Consider the following 20913-nt stretch of genomic DNA (forward strand, 5'->3'; position numbering starts at 1 on the left):
AGACCCTTGCTTCAAAAAATCACCCACTTTTTTTGCAAAAACACTTGACAAACCAGTCAAAAAATGCGGCGCTTCGCGCCCTTGATCAATAAGTACATTTTTTGATTGGAGGCGATTTTTGATGTTACCTTGTAATCCTGGCGGTCATGCCGCCTTTCAGGATACTTTCGTATCCCAGTTCCTTAAATTTTACCCGGATCCCTTTGCGCTTCCCAAAAGCACTTGGGATTATATCGTGCAGTTCTGGTATCTCGATCTTTCCAAGACTGATTCTATCATGCAGGATTGTTACTCTGTTTTTGGCCCGGAACCCAGGCTCCCTTCCTGCATGCTGCGCTCCTACCTGCTTGCTTTGAAGCTGAAAGTCTCTTCCATCACTGTCTGGTGCCGCATGCTTAAGGAAACTCCCCTTTATGCCATCCTCAGCGGTTTCTCTTTCGGTGATACCCCTGGTGTCGGTACTTTTTATGATTTCTTTTCCCGCATCTGGCAGCATGACTCCAGCAACCTTTCCCCGAAAGACCGCTTCCCTAAGATAAAGAAAACTCCCAAAGGCAAAAAGAAAGGCGATAAGACTCCCTGCGACTCTTCCAGCACGGCTTCCAAACTCCTTCCCCTGCTGGAACGCTGGCATCTGAAACCGGATAACCCTTTTTCCCTTGTTTTCCGGCTCTATCAGCAGCAGTTCCTGGACCTTTCTATCCGCAATGGGCTGATCGACTCAGACCGTCTGGCTCTTGCCGGTGACGGCACCCCTGTCCGTACTGCCGCACAGCAACGAAAAAAGCGTATCTGCGATTGTAAGGAAAAAGGCTGTCCTTCCTGTAACTGTAAGCGCCATTACTCCCAGCCTGACTGTAACTGGGGATGGGACTCCCACCGGGAATGCTATTTCTTCGGCTACCACCTCTACATGTATGTGGCTTCCGATTCCTATAGCGACCTCCCTGTATTTCCACTTTTGGAACGGGCTTCCCGGCATGACATGCTTTCCTTTCTCCATTCCTTTTTCACAATGAAAGCATACCTTCCGGAATTCCGTATTGAAAAACTCCTTCTGGATTCTGCCCATGACGCTTGCCCTGTTTATGAATACTGCACACGGGAAAACATCACGCCGTTTATCGACCTCAACCCCGGACATACCGGGCATTTTACCTATAAGGACGATTTCACAATCGATGACGATGGGATCCCTGTCTGTAAGTTGGGCTTACGTATGCATAAAGATGGATATGAAGCTGCCAAACACCGGGCGAAATACCGATGCCCAAAAGCCAACCGAAAACGGGGCTGCTTCTGTGAGCATCCCTGTTCACCGGCTAAATACGGCAGGACCGTACATATCTTTACCGATGACAATCCAAGGTTATTTAACATACCGCCAAGGGACTCTAAAGCATGGGAAAAGGAATATGACAGAAGGACTTCCGTGGAACGCTCCAACAAGCGCGAGAAAGAGGACTATAAATTAGAAGACGGCAGGCACCGATCTACGAAGATGTGGTACTGCCGCCTCTACGGCATCATGATGCTACAACACCTTGATGCCTGGGAAATGCCATCGATTAAGGCATTTCAAGAATCATTATTAGGATTAGCCGCCTAATAATGATATCTTAAGCGATCCCATAAGATTTTTCAAGGCATAGTACCCGCTATGTCCAATGTTTATGTCCATTTTTCTCAAACTTCTTTTCCTGCACGATATTCAGTTGTCAATTTTCGGTTGGAATCTCATTCATTGAGATTCCGAGAAGTTATTAAATTGTTTTTCTACTGCCGTTTCTCTTTTGGAAGGGTTTGTCATTTAGCCTGTCAAGCACTTTTCTGATTGCCGAATTAAGCCCTTCTATAGAATGAAAAGTTTCATTTCTGAGCATGCCGATGATCTTTCTTGCAATTTTTCCCACCGCGCCTTCGACACTTGCTTTCTGTTTGGGTTTCTTTACCTGTGCCGGCATAATTGCAACCTGGTAGTGTTCTGCAAAAGATAAATAGGAATCATTCAGCACGACCTCTCCATGTTTCGGGTGTTTGATCACGCCTGTTTTTAGGTTGTCACAGACAATCCTTACAGGTGTCCCGCCAAAGAATTCCAGCATGTGGACATTGCACGACAGCCAGTCTGATTGGTACTCTATCGCTTTATCCGCTTGTAAAATTAATGGCCCGTGAACTTCATCTTGATACCTTAAATCAGAATCAGAATCTCCGAAATATCCAATTTTTATATATGCGCCTGTTACCCATTTTTCTGGATCAGGATGAAACATTAAAATTGCCGCTCGTATCAAATTCTCTCCCTCAAATAATTTTAAATTCTCTAACAATAATTTGTCATTGACCTCTACCGCAATTTTACTTAACCGTTTTTTATAAACAGATTTTTTTCTGAACTCTTGTAATGCTTCCTTACTCAAAGAATCTACGGTTTCTCCTGGTATAGGTACGCTATCCCATGTTTTTCCTTGCTTCTCATAAAGGAATTTTAATAATTCAATTCCTTTTATTTCCTGCATGGTACTACCACTACGATAATATTTCAAATATTCATCTTTCCAAATTTCCTTCCATTCAACGCCTTGATGCTCTAACTTTTTTCTTTCCTGCTTTCACTTATTTGATTATTTCTATATTATAATCTATTCTCCTCCTAGCTTCAATCCGTTCATACAAAAAAGAGACCCCGTACAAGTCAATACAAGGTTTCTTTAAATGGAAAGCCACAGCTTTACCCTCGCTTTCGTACATTCCTTTGTGTAAAACACCAGGCTTTTAACAAATGTCACTATTTCATTGAGTTATTAAGGCTTGCCTATCTCGGTTAACAGTATATTGCCTGCCAAAATTTCTTCTCTCTTATCCTCGGATATGAAAAGCCCGCAAACACTACTGTCTACGGGCCTTTTCAAACTCCCCGAGTTGGGCTCGAACCAACAACCCCACGGTTAACAGCCGTGTGCTCTACCATTGACACGGTCGCACACCGAAAACTTTTCACCCGTCTTATAGTATCTCTATAAACTCACTTTGATAATCCACTATATATTATTACACCTCTCATCTGTTTTAGGTTTTCTTGTAAGCATTAGTTTCTTTTTTGAGGTAATCTCGCTACCTCTCCAGAAAGACAACGGTTTTGCATCAATTAATTTAAAATTAATTTTATCTATTTTATTTGTATTTGAAAAGGTTGCCCGATTCTTCATTTTAGTCTTTACATAATTAGGAGACACTAATTCCATCTCTATCTCCAACGTTAATGCTCCCGTCTTTTGCAAATATTCTAAAAACTTTAACTTTGTTTCTGGTTTCATTAATACTGTAAGACTAAAAAAATCCCTATTTTTTGAAATCGCAACTGCTGAATAACATTCATCTTTTGCATTTGCCAAAAAACAAGTAGAATTTCTTTCCTTACCTTTCCCACTAGTAAAAAACATCATAATATTAGAAACATGTACATAGGCAGGAATATTCGTCATTCTATCCATAACAAACTTAATATAAAAACCTTGATTACTTGATTCCACTTTATCTTGTATTACAATTTGTTCATTAAAATATTCATCCGGATCTATAAATCTCTTGTTATATAATGACACTGCTCTCAACAAATCTATACAGGAGTTATTCGCAATGAAATTGCTTTCTTCTATATTTTTCAAATCATCATTTTGCTTATATGCAATCCATCCTAAAAACATTGTTCCCACAAATGCCATAGCACCAGACACATATGATAAAAGATCACCTGCCGATTTCTCTGCACGTAAAAACTCTATTGGTGCATTGCACTTAAAAAGTCCATTAACACATAAAGGAATTACCGCAAAGACAATTAAACAACTTACACTGGCAAAAATGGCAACTTTTTTTATCTGATGTTTATCTATACATCATCCCTCCTACTTCATACATTTCAAAAGGTCGATATTTATTCTCTCTGATTCTTCATTATACTAAAATCAATGGACAACTTCAACCACTGTTAGAAATAATTATATAAAAAAACCATATTACAGATATCTCTGCAATATGGTCTATCCCCTCTCCCTTTCCCCTATTTCCCTGTATCCCCCACTCCCACATACCACCCGAAAAACAAATCACGCTATCTTTTCAATATATTCTTTCACCCATTCTGAACAGAACTGCTTATAAGTTACATTCATATGAATTATCAACTGATACCCTTTTCCAATCTCAATCCGGTCAAATATCTGACAAGCAATCATTTTCTTCTGTTCCAAGTTAGCAGAATCAAATTCTTCCGCCCAACTCTTGAACCTCCTATATGCCGGAAGAACCGCTTCAACCATTTCCTTTTTCTCCAGCATATCACTTTCCAGCTTTTCCAACTGTTCTTCACCGCAAGCAACCCTTTCTTTTATAACATTAATTGCCTCTTTCAAATCTTCCGGTGAATAAATGCTATCCCCTAATAATGTCTTTCCTATCTCCATCTGCAATATTTCCAACTGTTTCCGGTTCTTATTAAGCTCAAGAGTAATCTTCCGCTTACTGGCTGTATGTGCCGCCTGTTGTTTTTTCAGTATTGCACGATACTTTTCTTCTTCCGGCGCACCTTCCATATTTGCAAACACTTGTCGCATAATCTGACAAACAGCTTCGTCTACCCTTGCGGCAATATAATTTGTCTGACCTTCACATTCACACAACTTATTCGCCTTATGATAACAACGATATTTCAATTCATCCTTTAAATATTCGCTACCATCCTTCCTAAAATAGTGATCTTTATGATGTGTCGTTGTAATTCTCCCACCACAATGCGCACAAAAAATATTACCGGAAAGCATTGCTTCTCCCTTCGTCCGTAACGCTAATTGACGTTTATCTTCATCAATTTTCATTCTATGTTCTAAAATTTCATCTATCCTTTTGGCTTCTTCTTCACTGACAATTTTCCTTCTTCTATCATCCGATTCTTCAAATCTACAAGACAATCTAACAAAATTGCTTTTTCTTCACTATTCAAACACAAACGTATTTTCTTTTCTCTCATATCTAACACCATCCTTTCTGTACTTCATTATATATGAATAACTACATATAATTCAAAAGTACAAATGGATACTTTTTATTGCATACAAAATTTTAGTGTTATATTATTTTCTTATCTGCAATAATTTTAACTGCTTCTACCATATAAAAAAAATCTTTCTCTGCTGTTGTATTACATTTCTTATTGCCCTCATAAATATATCTCCAATCTTCAAAAGCAGTATCATATCTATCAAGACAATCCTGAATAGTCATAGATTGTATTTCTTTTTCTTCTGATTGTAGATTTCTTTGATACTCTATGATAATTTCATTTTGCATATCCTGTGGAATTTTTTCGTATAGTTTTTTCAAACCATGTATCCGTGTAACATCTATTCCTTTAATATACAATAACTGCTTAAAATATAATTCACATGCAAATGCAAGATTGGCTGTATATGCAGGAGCATACACCCCCAACAAAACCATGTCTTTTGCTTCACATTTCTTTAAATAGTATGCTGCATCCAAAAAACCATTTGCAACCATATTTGACTCTTTGACCTTATTCTCATTCATACAATCTACCTCTCTCCAAAAATCATTTTCTTCTTTCTAATAAGATTCACTCTAACTATTACACATTTCAGACAATACATTCATAAAATTAATTAAAAACCCCGGTGAATAAACAACGTTCTCAAATTCATAATCATATCTAACTATTTTAAAATTTTCTTTTACGTTCTCTAATTTATCTTCAAAATCCATTCCCATTTTCTTTTTTATTTCTATTTTCGTATTATCATCACATTCACCATATAAGGCTTTTAAATCATGTACTCTTTTTAAATGCGCTACTGGTTTTTTATCAACATGATCTTTTTTAAAATAAACTAAATACTTTAAATATAGTTCACAAGCTAAACATGCATTTAATTCTAAAGGAATTCCTTTATTCAAATTCTTTAATACTTTTACCGCACTTTGAAATTGATTTGCTCTATCCAGAACCTCATAATCATAAATATCCATGTCTATATTAAAATTCTCCTCTTTTCCCTCTATTTTCTTATATTGTACCATGATATTACTTGAAATCATAGATAAAATGTAATCAAATACTTAATTGCAATATATATCTTCCTATTAGCCTTGCTTACAATTTCTTTCTAAAACACAAAAGCCTATAAACATTTACATTTATAGGCTTCATATAACTCCCCGAGTTGGGCTCGAACCAACAACCCCACGGTTAACAGCCGTGTGCTCTACCATTGAGCTATCGAGGATTATTCTCTATTCTTTTAATCCAAGAAAACACTAACTATATTATACCCCTTCGTATCTTATATAGCAAGTGTTTTTTCATGTACCCTCAAAACTGCATACAAGAAATTTCATCCTCTTTCCTATCCACCTTTGGTCATGCCCTCGACCGATTAGTTGCGGTCAGCTCCATACATTACTGCACTTCCACCTCCGCCCTATCTACCTTGTCGTCTTCAAGGGGTCTTACTGCTCTACGCAGGGATATCTCATCTTGAGGGGGGCTTCACGCTTAGATGCCTTCAGCGTTTATCCCCTCCCGGCTTGGCTACTCTGCCATGGCCTTGATTAGCCAACAGATCCACCAGCGGCCAGTCCATCCCGGTCCTCTCGTACTAAGGACAGCTCCTCTCAAATATCCTTCGCCCGCGCCGGATAGGGACCGAACTGTCTCACGACGTTCTGAACCCAGCTCGCGTACCGCTTTAATGGGCGAACAGCCCAACCCTTGGGACCTACTTCAGCCCCAGGATGCGATGAGCCGACATCGAGGTGCCAAACCACTCCGTCGATGTGAACTCTTGGGAGTGATAAGCCTGTTATCCCCAGGGTAGCTTTTATCCGTTGAGCGATGGCAATCCCACTTTCTACCACCGGATCACTAAGTCCTACTTTCGTACCTGCCCCACCCGTCGGTGTCGCAGTCAAGCTCCCTTCTGCCTTTGCGCTCTCCGAATGGTTTCCAACCATTCTGAGGGAACCTTTGAGCGCCTCCGATACCCTTTCGGAGGCGACCGCCCCAGTCAAACTCCCCACCTGACATTGTCCCCCAGCCGGGTCACGGCTGTTGGTTAGAAATCCAATACTGCAAGGGTGGTATCCCAACAGCGGCTCCATGGCAACTGGCGTCACCACTTCCTTGCCTCCCGCCTATCCTGTACATGCAATACCGAATCCCAGTATCAAGCTGGAGTAAAGCTCCATGGGGTCTTTCCGTCCTGGCGCGGGTAACCAGCATCTTCACTGGTACTTCAATTTCACCGGGTGCATTGTCGAGACAGTGCCCAAATCATTACGCCTTTCGTGCGGGTCGGAACTTACCCGACAAGGAATTTCGCTACCTTAGGACCGTTATAGTTACGGCCGCCGTTTACTGGGGCTTCAATTCAAGGCTTCGCTTTCGCTAACCTCTCCTCTTAACCTTCCAGCACCGGGCAGGCGTCAGCCCGTATACTTCACCTTTCGGTTTCGCACAGACCTGTGTTTTTGCTAAACAGTTGCTTGGGCCTATTCTCTGCGGCCAGGTCTCCCTGGCACCCCTTCTCCCGAAGTTACGGGGTCATTTTGCCGAGTTCCTTGACAATGCTTCTCCCGTCGGCCTTAGGATTCTCTCCTCATCCACCTGTGTCGGTTTACGGTACGGGCACAACCCAAACAATAGCGGCTTTTCTTGACACATGGCTCACATGCTTCCCTACTCTTACTTCGGTCCGCATCACGTCTTCAGGTTGATATACGGATTTGCCAGTATACCCCCTACCTCGCTTGCACCGGTCTCTTCATTCCCGGCTCATGCTTTCCACGTGTGTCCCCACAGTTCTGTTGGATTGTGGTACAGGAATTTCAACCTGTTATCCATCGACTACGCATCTCTGCCTCGCCTTAGGCCCCGACTTCCCCAGGGCAGATCAGCTTTACCCTGGAATCCTTGGATATTCGGCCGGAAGGATTCCCACCTTCCTCTCGCTACTCATTCCGGCATTCTCTCTTCGATACCGTCCACAGCTCCTTCCGGTACTGCTTCTTCCAGTATCCAATGCTCCTCTACCAATCATTTCTGATTCCTAAGCTTCGGCAGTGTGTTTCAGCCCCGGACATTTTCGGCGCAGGACCTCTCGACTAGTGAGCTATTACGCACTCTTTGAATGTATGGCTGCTTCTAAGCCAACATCCTAGTTGTCTCTGAAATCCCACATCCTTTTCCACTTAACACACATTTTGGGGCCTTAGCTGTAGGTCTGGGCTCTTTCCCTTTTGACTACCCAACTTATCTCGTGCAGTCTGACTCCCATACACCATCTTGGCGGCATTCGGAGTTTGATATTCTTCGGTAAGCTTTGACGCCCCCTAGGAAATTCAGTGCTCTACCTCCGCTAGACTTGTATGAGGCTAGCCCTAAAGCTATTTCGAGGAGAACCAGCTATCTCCGGGTTCGATTGGAATTTCTCCCCTATCCACACCTCATCCCCACCCTTTTCAACGGATGTGGGTTCGGACCTCCATTGCCTTTTACGGCAGCTTCATCCTGGACATGGATAGGTCACCCGGTTTCGGGTCTGCTCCGACTGACTCTGGCCCTGTTAAGACTTGGTTTCCCTTCGGCTCCACCCCTTCGGGGCTTAACCTCGCCAGCCGGCGCAACTCGCCGGACCGTTCTACAAAAAGTACGCGGTTCATCTCATACGGATGTTCCACAGCTTGTAAACATATGGTTTCAGGTTCTGTTTCACTCCCCTCCCGGGGTTCTTTTCACCGTTCCTTCACAGTACTATGCGCTATCGGTCACTAAGGAGTATTTAGCCTTACGGGGTGGTCCCCGCATCTTCCCACAAGGTTCCACGTGTCTCGTGGTACTCTGGATTCCGCCATGTCATCCGTCTTTTCGCTTACGGGGCTTTCACCCTCTCTGGCTGGCTTTCCCAAAACCATTCTGCTAAGACTTCTGAATCAAATTTGCGGTCCGAACCCCGGGATGCACGCATCCCGGTTTGGGCTCTTCCCATTTCGCTCGCCGCTACTTTGGGAATCGATATTTCTTTCTCTTCCTCCGGCTACTTAGATGTTTCAGTTCACCGGGTTCCCTTCCTTAACTTATGGATTGGGTTAAGGATACTTGAGGTTCCCTCAAGTGGGTTTCCCCATTCAGACATCTCCGGATCGTAGGATATTTGCTCCTCCCCGAAGCTTTTCGCAGCTTATCACGTCTTTCATCGGCTCTTAGTGCCAAGGCATCCACCATACGCTCTTTCTAGCATGACCAACTGACTTGCGGAAACGGGATGTCCCGTAAGTCCTCACCGATATAGCGTTATCGGCGTTGGTTTCATAGGTTGTTTTTTTGATTCGTTTTCTCGAATTGGATGTAATCATCATTACATAACCAGATGTTACTCTGTTAATAACAATTACCTCGGATGTCTTGATTAAGATATTTCTCTTATCATATTTCTTGTATGCGGTTTTCAAGGTACATGGGATGCATGAATCATGAATTCTCAATCATACATCCAGTGGAGAATACGAGATTCGAACTCGTGACCTCCTGCTTGCAAGGCAGGCGCTCTCCCAACTGAGCTAATCCCCCATTCAGGTATCTAAACAAAACTTGATTCCTTTTTGATAGTTCCAATGGGCTTAAGTGGACTCGAACCACCGACCTCACGCTTATCAGGCGTGCGCTCTAACCGGCTGAGCTATAAGCCCTTTTTTAAGATTTTAAAGTCTGGCGGCCACCTGCTCTTCCACACCGTCTCCAGTGCAGTACCATCGGCCGCTTAGGGCTTAACCATCGTGTTCGGGATGGGTACGGGTGTGTCCCCCAAGCGCATCGCCACCAGACATCGCCATCTAGACTTTTGACAGCCTTGACAACTAAACAATAGACAACATTTCCCTTACTTCTTCTTCCGTTTTAGTTGGTTTGCTCCAGACGGAAAAAGTCTTTTTCCTTAGAAAGGAGGTGATCCAGCCGCACCTTCCGATACGGCTACCTTGTTACGACTTCACCCCAGTTATCGGTCCCACCTTCGACGGCTCCTCCCTTTCGGTTAGGTCACCGGCTTCGGGCGTTACTGACTCCCATGGTGTGACGGGCGGTGTGTACAAGACCCGGGAACGTATTCACCGCGACATTCTGATTCGCGATTACTAGCGATTCCAGCTTCATGTAGTCGAGTTGCAGACTACAATCCGAACTGAGACGTTATTTTTGGGATTCGCTTGCACTCACATGTTCGCTTCCCTTTGTTTACGCCATTGTAGCACGTGTGTAGCCCTGGTCATAAGGGGCATGATGATTTGACGTCATCCCCACCTTCCTCCAGGTTATCCCTGGCAGTCTCTCCAGAGTGCCCATCCTAAATGCTGGCTACTGAAGATAAGGGTTACGCTCGTTGCGGGACTTAACCCAACATCTCACGACACGAGCTGACGACAACCATGCACCACCTGTCTCCTCTGTCCCGAAGGAAAGGCAACATTACTTGCCGGTCAGAGGGATGTCAAGATCAGGTAAGGTTCTTCGCGTTGCTTCGAATTAAACCACATGCTCCACCGCTTGTGCGGGTCCCCGTCAATTCCTTTGAGTTTCATTCTTGCGAACGTACTCCCCAGGTGGACTACTTATTGCGTTGGCTGCGGCACCGAATGGCTTTGCCACCCGACACCTAGTAGTCATCGTTTACGGCGTGGACTACCAGGGTATCTAATCCTGTTTGCTCCCCACGCTTTCGAGCCTCAACGTCAGTCATCGTCCAGCAGGCCGCCTTCGCCACTGGTGTTCCTCCTAATATCTACGCATTTCACCGCTACACTAGGAATTCCGCCTGCCTCTCCGACACTCTAGCCTTACAGTTCCAAATGCAGTCCCGGGGTTGAGCCCCGGGCTTTCACATCTGGCTTGCAGGACCGTCTACGCTCCCTTTACACCCAGTAAATCCGGATAACGCTTGCCCCCTACGTATTACCGCGGCTGCTGGCACGTAGTTAGCCGGGGCTTCTTAGTCAGGTACCGTCATTTTCTTCCCTGCTGATAGAGCTTTACATACCGAAATACTTCATCGCTCACGCGGCGTCGCTGCATCAGGGTTTCCCCCATTGTGCAATATTCCCCACTGCTGCCTCCCGTAGGAGTCTGGGCCGTGTCTCAGTCCCAATGTGGCCGGTCACCCTCTCAGGTCGGCTACTGATCGTCGGCTTGGTGAGCCGTTACCTCACCAACTACCTAATCAGACGCGGGCCCATCTTACACCACCGGAGTTTTTACCTCAGAACCATGCGGTTCCGCGGTCTTATGCGGTATTAGCAGTCATTTCTAACTGTTATCCCCCTGTGTAAGGCAGGTTGCCCACGCGTTACTCACCCGTCCGCCGCTCAGTCACAATCATCTTCATCCGAAGAATCCAATCAAAGTGCTTCGCTCGACTTGCATGTGTTAGGCACGCCGCCAGCGTTCATCCTGAGCCAGGATCAAACTCTCGTAATAAAGACTTGGGTTCGGTCTTTCACGAACCTTAGTCGTATTACGCTTCACAATACTTAGCGAGGTCTCCCACGAGCTTAGTATTGCGAAGCATCCTTTTCGTTTAATCTCGGTCAAGAAAAATGCTCGCTTTTTCTTTTCCCGTTATTACTGTTTATAAGGTTGGTCTTGAACTTTCAAATCCATTTAGCCTAGCCGAACTTCTTCGTCCATTCAATTCCACGTTCTGAAATTTTCTCTCAAGAAATTTTCAGGGTTGTTGTCTATTGTTTAATTATCAAGGTTCTTTGCTGTTGTTTCTCGCGACAGCTATATTAGATTATCACATCTCCCACCGCTTGTCAACAACTTTTTTAATTTTCTTTTTACAAAGCGTTATTACATTTCTTTGTAGAAAACTCTGCCGCATACCTGCGACGTTTATTGATATTATCACCTTTTTTTTCCAAAGTCAACCCCTTTTTTTGCTTTTTTGTCATTTTTTTCATCCCACATGTTACTGTTCACACCTACGGCGTTCACAGCAACGAATCCGGCCTATTCCAAGTTGCCTTACGGCAAGAGGCCGGATTCCTGCCCCGGCAATGTACTGGTCTGTGACCGTGTAGCGTGGTGCACAGTCCCGGAGTGAACAGTAACTCTCACATTACCTTCAATATATTAGCACTTTTCATTTAGGCAAATGAATACACCCATAATGAGATCATATTGGACTCATTGGCACGAACCCTGCCACATGCAAAAGAATCCGCATTTCCGCAGGCCATACCATCCCCCCGTCTTTTCTTTCGCCGGGTCTAAAAAGGAGACGCTGCAAATATTGCAGCATCTCCTTTTTTTCCATAAATTACCGAAACAGCGTCGCCAATTTCAGCACCGGGTTATAATCATACAACACCTGCAAGAAACCGCTCGCCTCTATCATCCGGAACATTTCTTTCCCAATCGACGTAGTAAACATCAACGTGATAACCAAAAACATCAGCCAGACCACCACCAATGCGCCGGCCGCGCCCATCAGCGCGCCGGCCAGATGGTTCACCGCACCGATTCCCGGTAAGTCTGCCACGATATCCAGCGCAAATACAATCGCCCGCAGGATAATCGTCACCAGCAGAAACGTACAAAGAAAAGAAACGATATCAATAAACAGCTTCGCCATGAACCCTCCAACATACTGCGCAAATGTCTCCACGCCCAACTGCTTATAAATTTCACTGTTATTATTCACCGTCAGAAGGTTTTTGAACACATCCGGCAAATCCGCATTCTGTATCGCCTCCATCTGCATCTCCCGGGGAATCTCCGCCCCCTCGATTGCCTCTGCAGCCGCCTGCTGCCCACCAATCAGGCCGTCAAGGACGCTTCCGGATATTCCATACTTAGAAAGCTCACTCTTGCTGATATTGCCGTTCACGATATCCTCCACCGTAATTCCATACTGCGCAAGGGTATCCTCATTAAGACCCGCCGCGCCTAACGCCCTGCGTACATTGTCTGCCGTCATCCCGCCTTCACTGCCCCCCGCAAGCTGGGACACCGCCGCATTGGCAATCGCATTGCTCACCTGCGTCTCAATCGCCTCGTCCAGAGGCGTGAATTTCGCAATGGCATCCGACACATAAGGCGTCGCAAAGAACACAATCAAAAAAGTAACGAGTGTCGTCACAAGGGAGACGAGAATCTTAATCGCACCCCTGACCGCCCCTACCACTATCGAAATCAGAAAGATTATCATTACTGTAACCAACAACCAATTCATATCTTCTCCTTATTTTACCAGCCGGATTTTCTCCATCCCGTCTGCACTCATCACAATGTATTTGTTTACGCCCGCCACAGGAAATATCTCCATGATACTATTCTCCATCTCACCGTCGAACTTCTGTATCCCATTCCTCATAAAGATACTGCATTTCTTTCCCTCATACAGTATCACCTGCCTGCCGCAAAGCTTCACATTACTGTAATCTCCGTTAAAATCCTTGGAAATGACCACTTTCCCGTCTCCGTTATACAGGCGCAGCTCATACCCTTCCTTCCCTTCATTCTTGAGGACCAGCCCGATATAACGCTCATTGTGGACGACGCTCTTAATCTCTTTGTCAATAGCAATCCGCACCTTCTCTTCCGGGACGTCTTTCCCATGGTAAATCGCCAGGCAATTATCTCCCACCGCGGCCGACGTATCCGAATCAAGAAAGAATCCCGACGCCATAATCGTATCTTTATACTCATGGCTGCTCACCTGGTTATCCGTCTTCTGTTTCCCGGCCTCTCCGAAATTATAATACATGACCTTCGACGTAATCGCCCCGTCCTGTGTATAAAAATATAAGACCTGCAGCGTTTTGCCATCCTCCGACAAGGCGATATCCAGCGGATAGCCTGTCCCCACAGAGGAAGTCTTATGCTCTACGAGGATATTTCCCGCAATATCATAACACAGAATCTCTGCCGAAGAATCATTCTTGAGTACTGCGGCGACAATTCCCTGCTCTGACACGCTCACCTTCTCAATTGGCATCGCAGTATGTATCTCGCCTCTGACCCCGTCCTCCTGAATGACCAGAATGTCATTGCCTCCTTTGTCCGCCGCGACAGCCGACGCTTTTCCCGCCTCAATATATGGATTCTTCATCTGGTAGGAATGGTTCCACTGCTCCTCACCCTTCTGGTCGAGATAGGAAATCCCGTCCCTGCTGTATTTCAGTACGCCGCCTGCAAACTCACGGTAACTATTGTTCGCCGCTTTGCCGCCGGGGTACGAATCCGTCACCCGTACATTGCCGTAGGTCTGGAGATTCACCAGAAGATATACGCCTGCTGCCACTGCAAGCAGCAAAACGATACCCGCAACCCACCTGCGCCGCAGGGTTCTCTTTTTCTTCCTGCCCGCATCTTCCACGTCCTGAAAATCATCCTCACTATTCAATTCGTCTAAAATCTCTCTTACAATCCTGTCCGTTGGATCTTCCTGTTCTCTGACAACATGAAGGTTTCTATCTCTCTGCCGTTTCATCCATCTCCCCTTCACTGCTATTCATTCGTACTTCTGCCTTATACAGTCCTATTTATTGTAACATATTTTCTCCCTAAGGTAATAATAATTTTTGCCCAATATAGATTAAATTACCGTCCGACAGCCCGTTCATCTTGCAAATCGCCTTGACGTGGGACGTATCGCCGTATATTTTCACACTGATGCTGTCCAGCGTATCCCCTTTCTCCACCACATAATAATTCTCACTTCCAAGCTGTTCCTGAATCGTAGATGGGTCCGGAACCGTCCCGCCTGTCTCTGCCGGCTCCGGTACGTCTTCTGCACTCTCCTGCCCACCCGTATCCGGCTGCGTCCCTTCTATGGGCTGCCCCGCCGGGACTGCCGCCTGATCTTCGCTTACGGTATCCGTCCGGCTCTTAGGCTGGTTGACCGACTGTGACAGAGACTCAAGGGAATCCTGTACTGCTTCCATCTTATCGAAATTATTGACCGTCGAAATCCCAATCGCAAGCACGACCACCACAAGCAGCGCGCTGGTAGCATAAATCAGCCTGGAACTCTGCCTCTCCTTCTCCTCAATCCTTGACCGGACGGCGCTGCGGAAATCCTTCGCTGCACGGTCTTCCACTACCTCGCAGGGCGTAACGCCGTTCTGTCTGCGGGTCATAATCATATAATTCTGCATGTCCGGGTTCTTCTCATAATAAATATAATGCCCGTCCATCTGCGCAAGCTCGCCGTTACGGTAAGCGTAGAATGTCTCTTCCTTATCAAGCGCATCCTTCCAGATAAATACCGTATTCGGCCTTGCAAAATTTTTATGGTGGATTTTCCGCACTTCCCTGTCCTGCCTTGACGGATGCCCATTCTCAATCAAGCACCAGCCCACGGCCTCTCCGGATGGGAAATACTTCTTCCGTTCTTCCTCTAACCTCTTAAAAGTCTCTTTCTCTAAGACAATCTCCGTACCGTTCATCCGGATATCCCGAATCCCCATCGCCCCGGATATGCACACCACATCCTGCCCTTCTAGCTTTAGTATCTCACCAATGAGGATTATCCCGACAGGAGTCTCTTCCGTCTGCTGCTCCTGCTGGTTCAGATAAATATCCACATAATCTTCCACGTATATCTTAGGCTCGTCACCGACATTGCCTATCTGCCTTACGTTTTTCGGAAATTGTCTTTCCATACACTTGTCACCTCATTTTGCATATTTTTGCTAATGATAGCATATGGATTTTGCATATTTTATCAATCGGTGGGACTTGTCCCTGGAAATTTCCGGCACGTTTAAGTTATTTTCGACGGGTTGTCTCAAACGAAATTGTCAGTTTTTATATTTTATCATGAGAATGCCGGATTGTATATACAAAAAAGGCGGATGCCCGAAACGAATCTCATCCGCCGGGACATCCACCTTCCATGTCAGTGAATATTTTTTATTTCAAAAATTCTTTTATCTTCTCATAAATACTCTCAGAATCCAGGCCATATTTCTGAATCAGCTGAACAGCCGGGCCGGATTCGCCGAATACATCGTTAATGCCAATCTTCATCACCTTTGCCGGAGCCTTCTCTGCCACCACGTCGCACACCGCGCTGCCAAGGCCTCCGATGACAGAATGCTCTTCCACCGTCACAATCTTGCCGGTCTTCTTAGCCGCTTTCACGATAGCATCCTCGTCCAGCGGTTTGATGGTATGCATATTGATGACTTCCGCACGAATCCCGTCTGCCGCCAGCTTCTCGGCCGCCGCAAGAGACTCAGATACCGTAAGCCCGGAGGCGATAATGGCGACGTCCGTCCCTTCCCTTAACGTAATCGCTTTCCCAAGCTCAAATTTATAATCTTCATTGTCGTTGATGACTGGGACTGCAAGCCTTCCAAAACGGAGATATACCGGTCCTACATGCTCGTAAGCTGCCTTCACCGCCGCCTTTGCCTCCACGTCGTCCGACGGGTTAATGACCACCATTCCCGGGATTGTACGCATCAGGGCAATATCCTCATTACACTGGTGGGTCGCCCCGTCCTCTCCCACAGAGATTCCTGCATGGGTCGCCCCAATCTTCACATTCAGCTTGGGGTATCCGATGGAATTGCGAACCTGCTCGAATGCACGTCCCGCCGCGAACATTGCAAATGAACTTGCAAAGGGAACCTTACCTGTAGTAGCGATTCCGGCTGCGACTCCCATCATATTGCTCTCTGCGATTCCACAGTCGATGTGGCGCTCTGGGAACGCCTTCTTGAATACGCCCGTCTTAGTCGCCGCCGCAAGGTCTGCGTCCAGCACGACGATATCCTCGTGTTCTTTTCCTAATTCGGCTAAAGCATTGCCGTAGCTCTCTCTCGTTGCGATTTTCTTTACATCTGACATAATGCTTCACCTACTTTCTCTAAATCTGCCATAGCAACCGCATACTGCTCGTCGTTCGGGGCGTTTCCATGCCATGCCGCCTGATTTTCCATAAAGGAAACATCCTTGCCCTTAACCGTCTTCGCAATGATTGCCGTAGGCTGTCCCTTTGTCTCTCTCGCCTCTTTGAACGCTGCGTCAATTTCATCGAAATCATTTCCGTTAATATTGATTACGTGGAAATTAAATGCCTCAAATTTCTTATCAATCGGATAAGGGGAATTCACCTCGTCGATTGGACCGTCAATCTGGAGATTATTGTTATCCACGATGACCACAAGGTTATCAAGCTTCCTGTGCGCCGCAAGCATGGACGCCTCCCATACCTGCCCTTCCTGAATCTCACCGTCTCCAAGTAAGGTGTATACCCGGTAACTGTCGCCGGATAACTTGGCAGAAATCGCCATGCCTACCGCCGCAGAAATTCCCTGTCCAAGTGAACCGCTGGACATATCCACCCCTGGGATATGCTTCATGTCTGGATGCCCTTGCAGGTATGACCCTACTTTCCGCAGCGTCGTAAGGTCTTTAACCGGGAAGAATCCCCGGTGCGCAAGCGTGGAATAGTACCCCGGCGCCGTGTGCCCTTTGGACAGCACAAAACGGTCCCGGTCTGCCTTCTTAGGGTCTGCCGGGTCTACGTTCATTTCCTCAAAAAACAGATAGGTGTAAATATCTGCCGCAGACAGAGAGCCGCCCGGATGCCCGGATTTCGCGCTGTGTACGGCTGTCACGACGCTCTTGCGGATTTCATTTGCCGTCTTCATTAACTCCAATTTGTCCATTTTGAACCTCCCCTTACTCGCCAAATACTGCTTTATAATCAGCCTGGAACTTTGCAATTCCTGCGTCAGTCAGCGGATGCTTCGTCATCTGCTCAATGACAGAATATGGTACGGTAGCAATATCAGCGCCTGCCAATGCGCAGTCCGTCACATGCATCGTGTGGCGCACACTTGCTGCGATGATTTCCGTCTCAATTCCCGCTACCTGGAAAATCTGGGCAATCTCTGCAATGAGATCCGTCCCCCTTACGGAAATGTCGTCCAGACGCCCAAGGAACGGCGATACGTATGTCGCACCCGCCCTTGCGGCTAAAAGCGCCTGGTTTGCCGTAAAAATTAACGTCACGTTGGTCTTGATCCCCTCTGCCGTCAACTGCTTGCAAGCCTTTAATCCCTCAACCGTCATAGGAATCTTAACGACCATGTTCGGGTGAATCTTTGCAATCTCTCTTCCCTCTGCAATCATCCCTTCTGCGTCCACAGTCGTAGCCTTCACCTCACCGCTGATCGGGCCGTCTACGATAGAGGCAATCTCAGCGATAACTTCCTCGAACACCCTGCCTTCTTTTGCGATCAGGGATGGGTTCGTGGTCACGCCGCAGATGACTCCCATGTCATTTGCCTTCTTAATGTCCTCTACCTTGGCTGTGTCAATGAAAAATTTCATGTTTCTTCCTCCTTTTTAAATGATGCATTTGTAAAACTACACTATATTTATCGTATGGTCAGATTATAACTTATTTCTGGAACTTTGGTCAATAGTGTGCATTTTTATTAATAATTTTTCTAATTAATAAATATGTATTATTAATCCCTTCCCAAACGAAAAGCCACAGTATCTATTCTATATATCCGCCTCGTCCCCTCTGCCGTTAATCCCCGCCTCCGGCTTTCGGGCTTCTGCGGATTTCCAGAAAGAAAAATCTCACAAATTATTATTAATAATCTGTGAGAATACATTAATTTTTTCTTTTTTTTACCCCTTTTCCAGATTCCCTCGCATATCCTGTCGTCCCCCTCACAATCAACTGGGGTTCATACTCTACATGATACGTGCTAATCGGCTCAATCCCGGAATAAGAAGAGGTGTGGGAAGCGATTTTCTTCATAATAATATCACAGGCATCCCGTCCCTTGAAAATAACAAAATGTTCTATGGTCGTCAGCTCTACCTTATGCATACGTGCAAACAACGTATTATCACAGCCCATGACCGACATATCGGCCGGTACGCGTATCTTCGCCTCATGGAGCGCATCCAGAATCCCAAATGCAATCATATCATTCAATCCTACGATTGCCGTAATCCCCGACTCTTCCCCCAGTAGTTCCCGTGTCAGGTCGAACCCAATCTTATACTCTGAATCAATATGGGCAACATTCAGGTCAAGCTCTTCTTTTGCCGCTTTGATAACCACATTTCCCTTCAATCCAGCCTTCTCGTACTCCTTTAAAAATCCCTCCACACGCTTAGAACGCTGCTTCTGGCGCGCAGTCAGGGGCGGCGCGATATATGCCACCTTCCGATGCCCCAGCTCCAAAAGATGTCTTGCCATGATACGCCCAAGCTTTGAATTATCCAGTTCTACCGCATCCACATCCATCTTCTCATTCTGGTTGTTCACAACCGCCACCGGGATTTTCTGTGCCAGTTCCTTTACAAGCTCCATGAAACAATGGCTGGGATTACAGGTATAGATGATTCCTAAGGGGCGAAGCTCCCACATCATTTTCAGATACCGCTCTTCCATCTTCAAATCCCGTTGGGTATTACACACGAACAGCCCGAAACCTTGCTCTTTTGCCCTAAGCTCAATGCCTTGCAGCAGCATGACATAGTAAGGGTTCGTCAGATTCGAGCAGAACACCACCAGAAGCTTTTCCTTTTTTACTCCCTTTTTTGTCTTACGTTTCGGCGGGACATATCCTAACTCCTTCGCCGCACGTTCTACTTTGTCTATGGTCTCTTTGGAGAATGAAACATTATATTTCTTATTCAGGACCATCGACACGGTAGACTGGGAAACCCCCGCCGCTTTTGCAATATCTGTTGATGTGACTTTCTTCTTCACCTTTCCACCTCCGCCCCGCCGTCTCCGGTATACTTACTGTCCCGTATCGTTCCAGACGCCAGCCTCCATCCCCGGTATATCGGCTCAGAGCTGTGTACGCCCCTCCAAAGCCCGAAGCAGCGTCACTTCGTCGATGTACTCCAAATCTCCGCCCACAGGGACTCCGCTGGCAATCCGGCTGACCTTGATTCCGGCAGGCTTAATCAGCTTGCTGATGTACATTGCCGTAGTCTCCCCCTCAAGGCTTGAATTCGTCGCAATGATTACCTCTTCCACCTCCCCCTGAAGACGCTCAATCAGCTCTTTCAGCTTAATATCCTCAGGCCCGATTCCAAGCATGGGAGAGATTGCCCCGTGAAGCACATGGTAGACCCCATCATATTTCCCCGTCTTCTCATACGCAGCCAAGTCCCGGGTATTCTCCACCACCATAATCGTCTTATGATCACGCTTGCTGTTACTGCAGATGGGGCATAGCTCCTGGTCGGTCAGCGTACAGCAAGCCTTACAGTAGCGTACATTCTTCCGCGCCTCCACCATGGTAGACGCAAGACGGCCCACATCCTCTACAGGCATATGAATCAAATGAAAAGCCAGCCTTGCCGCTGACTTTGAACCTATGCCCGGGAGACATGACAACTCCTCAATTAACCTGCTAATCTGGTTACTATAGTAATCCATCTCCTACGCTCCTGTATTAAAATAATCCCGGGATCTGTCCGCCCATACCGCCGGTAAATTTCGACATTGCGGAAGCAGAAGCCTCATCCACCTTCTCTAGCGCCTCGTTCACAGCCGCCACGATCAAATCTTCCAGCATCTCAATATCCTCCGGATCAACCACTTCCTCATCCAAGCTGATCTTCATAAGCTGCTTCGTTCCGGAAACCGTAGCCTCCACCGCTCCGCCTCCCGCCGTCGCGCTGAATTCCTTTGTCTCCATTTCCTTCGCCTGCTCTTCCATCTGACGCTGCATCTTCTGCGCCTGCTTCATCAGATTCGCCATATTCCCCGGCATCGCTCCGCCTCCCGGGAATCCACCTCTTTTTGCCATATATCCATACCCTCCTGAATTCTATCTTTTCAC

16 protein-coding genes, 3 tRNA genes and 3 rRNA genes are annotated in these 20913 nt (G+C 46.1%); 1 reads left to right on the top strand and 21 read right to left on the bottom strand.

The features are described 5' to 3' along the window. Positions 1 to 121 precede the first annotated feature (121 nt). Positions 122 to 1609, top strand: a complete 1488-nt coding sequence (locus AC6I3O_RS25660; protein WP_497850768.1) for a hypothetical protein — start codon at positions 122 to 124, stop codon at positions 1607 to 1609. Between the two features lie 154 nt (positions 1610 to 1763). Here AC6I3O_RS25660 and AC6I3O_RS25665 read toward each other — a convergent pair whose 3' ends face one another. From AC6I3O_RS25665 to AC6I3O_RS25765, 21 genes are all read right to left on the bottom strand, one after another. After that, entirely contained in the window at positions 1764 to 2549 is a 786-nt protein-coding gene (locus tag AC6I3O_RS25665; RefSeq protein WP_497853272.1) for an IS21 family transposase, read from the bottom strand. 495 nt (positions 2550 to 3044) lie between these two features. Next, positions 3045 to 3728, bottom strand: a complete 684-nt coding sequence (locus AC6I3O_RS25670) for a hypothetical protein (protein WP_497853273.1) — start codon at positions 3726 to 3728, stop codon at positions 3045 to 3047. Between the two features lie 384 nt (positions 3729 to 4112). Beyond that, on the bottom strand, positions 4113 to 4880 hold the full coding sequence (locus tag AC6I3O_RS25675) for a hypothetical protein (RefSeq protein ID WP_497853274.1): 768 nt from the start codon (positions 4878 to 4880) through the stop codon (positions 4113 to 4115). Between the two features lie 20 nt (positions 4881 to 4900). Continuing rightward, positions 4901 to 5032: a hypothetical protein gene (locus tag AC6I3O_RS25680; protein ID WP_497853275.1), complete on the bottom strand. Its 132-nt coding sequence runs from the start codon at positions 5030 to 5032 to the stop codon at positions 4901 to 4903. A gap of 98 nt (positions 5033 to 5130) precedes the next feature. Further along, complete coding sequence (locus AC6I3O_RS25685) at positions 5131 to 5592, bottom strand: hypothetical protein (protein ID WP_497853276.1); 462 nt, start codon at positions 5590 to 5592, stop codon at positions 5131 to 5133. Between the two features lie 51 nt (positions 5593 to 5643). Then, the gene (locus tag AC6I3O_RS25690; RefSeq protein WP_497853277.1) at positions 5644 to 6048 is read right to left on the bottom strand and encodes a hypothetical protein; all 405 of its coding nucleotides are present in this window, start codon (positions 6046 to 6048) and stop codon (positions 5644 to 5646) included. Positions 6049 to 6233: 185 nt separating this feature from the next. Next, positions 6234 to 6305: transfer RNA gene (locus AC6I3O_RS25695), tRNA-Asn, on the bottom strand. Between the two features lie 130 nt (positions 6306 to 6435). Continuing rightward, positions 6436 to 9321: ribosomal RNA gene (locus AC6I3O_RS25700) — 23S ribosomal RNA — on the bottom strand. A 252-nt stretch (positions 9322 to 9573) separates the two neighbouring features. Beyond that, positions 9574 to 9646: transfer RNA gene (locus AC6I3O_RS25705), tRNA-Ala, on the bottom strand. Positions 9647 to 9691: 45 nt separating this feature from the next. Then, positions 9692 to 9765: transfer RNA gene (locus AC6I3O_RS25710), tRNA-Ile, on the bottom strand. A 17-nt stretch (positions 9766 to 9782) separates the two neighbouring features. Continuing rightward, positions 9783 to 9900: ribosomal RNA gene (gene rrf, locus AC6I3O_RS25715) — 5S ribosomal RNA — on the bottom strand. Positions 9901 to 10014: 114 nt separating this feature from the next. After that, a 16S ribosomal RNA gene (locus AC6I3O_RS25720) occupies positions 10015 to 11545 on the bottom strand. The 16S, 23S and 5S rRNA genes sit together here with 3 tRNA genes alongside, the layout of an rRNA operon. Positions 11546 to 12389: 844 nt before the next feature. Continuing rightward, positions 12390 to 13304 (bottom strand): CvpA family protein, encoded by a 915-nt coding sequence (locus tag AC6I3O_RS25725; protein WP_497853278.1) that lies wholly within the window; start codon positions 13302 to 13304, stop codon positions 12390 to 12392. 9 nt (positions 13305 to 13313) lie between these two features. Beyond that, positions 13314 to 14564, bottom strand: a complete 1251-nt coding sequence (locus AC6I3O_RS25730; RefSeq protein WP_497853279.1) for a DUF5711 family protein — start codon at positions 14562 to 14564, stop codon at positions 13314 to 13316. Between the two features lie 73 nt (positions 14565 to 14637). After that, the gene (locus AC6I3O_RS25735; RefSeq protein ID WP_497853280.1) at positions 14638 to 15738 is read right to left on the bottom strand and encodes a LysM peptidoglycan-binding domain-containing protein; all 1101 of its coding nucleotides are present in this window, start codon (positions 15736 to 15738) and stop codon (positions 14638 to 14640) included. Positions 15739 to 15988: 250 nt separating this feature from the next. Next, positions 15989 to 16930, bottom strand: coding sequence for a transketolase family protein (locus tag AC6I3O_RS25740; RefSeq protein WP_497853281.1), 942 nt, complete (start codon positions 16928 to 16930; stop codon positions 15989 to 15991). After that, positions 16918 to 17754 (bottom strand): transketolase, encoded by an 837-nt coding sequence (locus AC6I3O_RS25745; RefSeq protein ID WP_497853282.1) that lies wholly within the window; start codon positions 17752 to 17754, stop codon positions 16918 to 16920. Before AC6I3O_RS25745 ends, AC6I3O_RS25740 begins: the two co-directional genes overlap by 13 nt. Before the next feature lie 13 nt (positions 17755 to 17767). Further along, on the bottom strand, positions 17768 to 18421 hold the full coding sequence (gene fsa, locus AC6I3O_RS25750) for a fructose-6-phosphate aldolase (RefSeq protein ID WP_497853283.1): 654 nt from the start codon (positions 18419 to 18421) through the stop codon (positions 17768 to 17770). A gap of 292 nt (positions 18422 to 18713) precedes the next feature. Beyond that, the gene (locus AC6I3O_RS25755; RefSeq protein WP_497853284.1) at positions 18714 to 19826 is read right to left on the bottom strand and encodes a LacI family DNA-binding transcriptional regulator; all 1113 of its coding nucleotides are present in this window, start codon (positions 19824 to 19826) and stop codon (positions 18714 to 18716) included. 84 nt (positions 19827 to 19910) lie between these two features. After that, positions 19911 to 20507: a recombination mediator RecR gene (gene recR / locus AC6I3O_RS25760; RefSeq protein WP_497853285.1), complete on the bottom strand. Its 597-nt coding sequence runs from the start codon at positions 20505 to 20507 to the stop codon at positions 19911 to 19913. 16 nt (positions 20508 to 20523) lie between these two features. Further along, on the bottom strand, positions 20524 to 20880 hold the full coding sequence (locus AC6I3O_RS25765; protein WP_497853286.1) for a YbaB/EbfC family nucleoid-associated protein: 357 nt from the start codon (positions 20878 to 20880) through the stop codon (positions 20524 to 20526). Between the last annotated feature and the right edge of the window lie 33 nt (positions 20881 to 20913).

The sequence above is a fragment of the Sporofaciens sp. St.21A7 genome, from assembly GCF_059728535.1.

Bases quoted from the DNA above. Each gene is read 5' to 3' on its own strand.
- AC6I3O_RS25660 (WP_497850768.1), top strand. From the start codon at position 122: ATGTTACCTTGTAATCCTGGCGGTCATGCCGCCTTTCAGGATACTTTC.
- AC6I3O_RS25670 (WP_497853273.1), bottom strand. From the start codon at position 3,728: ATGGCATTTGTGGGAACAATGTTTTTAGGATGGATTGCATATAAGCAA.
- AC6I3O_RS25675 (WP_497853274.1), bottom strand. From the start codon at position 4,880: ATGAAAATTGATGAAGATAAACGTCAATTAGCGTTACGGACGAAGGGA.
- AC6I3O_RS25680 (WP_497853275.1), bottom strand. From the start codon at position 5,032: ATGAGAGAAAAGAAAATACGTTTGTGTTTGAATAGTGAAGAAAAAGCA.
- AC6I3O_RS25685 (WP_497853276.1), bottom strand. From the start codon at position 5,592: ATGAATGAGAATAAGGTCAAAGAGTCAAATATGGTTGCAAATGGTTTT.
- AC6I3O_RS25690 (WP_497853277.1), bottom strand. From the start codon at position 6,048: ATGGATATTTATGATTATGAGGTTCTGGATAGAGCAAATCAATTTCAA.
- AC6I3O_RS25725 (WP_497853278.1), bottom strand. From the start codon at position 13,304: ATGAATTGGTTGTTGGTTACAGTAATGATAATCTTTCTGATTTCGATA.
- AC6I3O_RS25730 (WP_497853279.1), bottom strand. From the start codon at position 14,564: ATGAAACGGCAGAGAGATAGAAACCTTCATGTTGTCAGAGAACAGGAA.
- AC6I3O_RS25735 (WP_497853280.1), bottom strand. From the start codon at position 15,738: ATGGAAAGACAATTTCCGAAAAACGTAAGGCAGATAGGCAATGTCGGT.
- AC6I3O_RS25740 (WP_497853281.1), bottom strand. From the start codon at position 16,930: ATGTCAGATGTAAAGAAAATCGCAACGAGAGAGAGCTACGGCAATGCT.
- AC6I3O_RS25745 (WP_497853282.1), bottom strand. From the start codon at position 17,754: ATGGACAAATTGGAGTTAATGAAGACGGCAAATGAAATCCGCAAGAGC.
- fsa (WP_497853283.1), bottom strand. From the start codon at position 18,421: ATGAAATTTTTCATTGACACAGCCAAGGTAGAGGACATTAAGAAGGCA.
- recR (WP_497853285.1), bottom strand. From the start codon at position 20,507: ATGGATTACTATAGTAACCAGATTAGCAGGTTAATTGAGGAGTTGTCA.
- AC6I3O_RS25765 (WP_497853286.1), bottom strand. From the start codon at position 20,880: ATGGCAAAAAGAGGTGGATTCCCGGGAGGCGGAGCGATGCCGGGGAAT.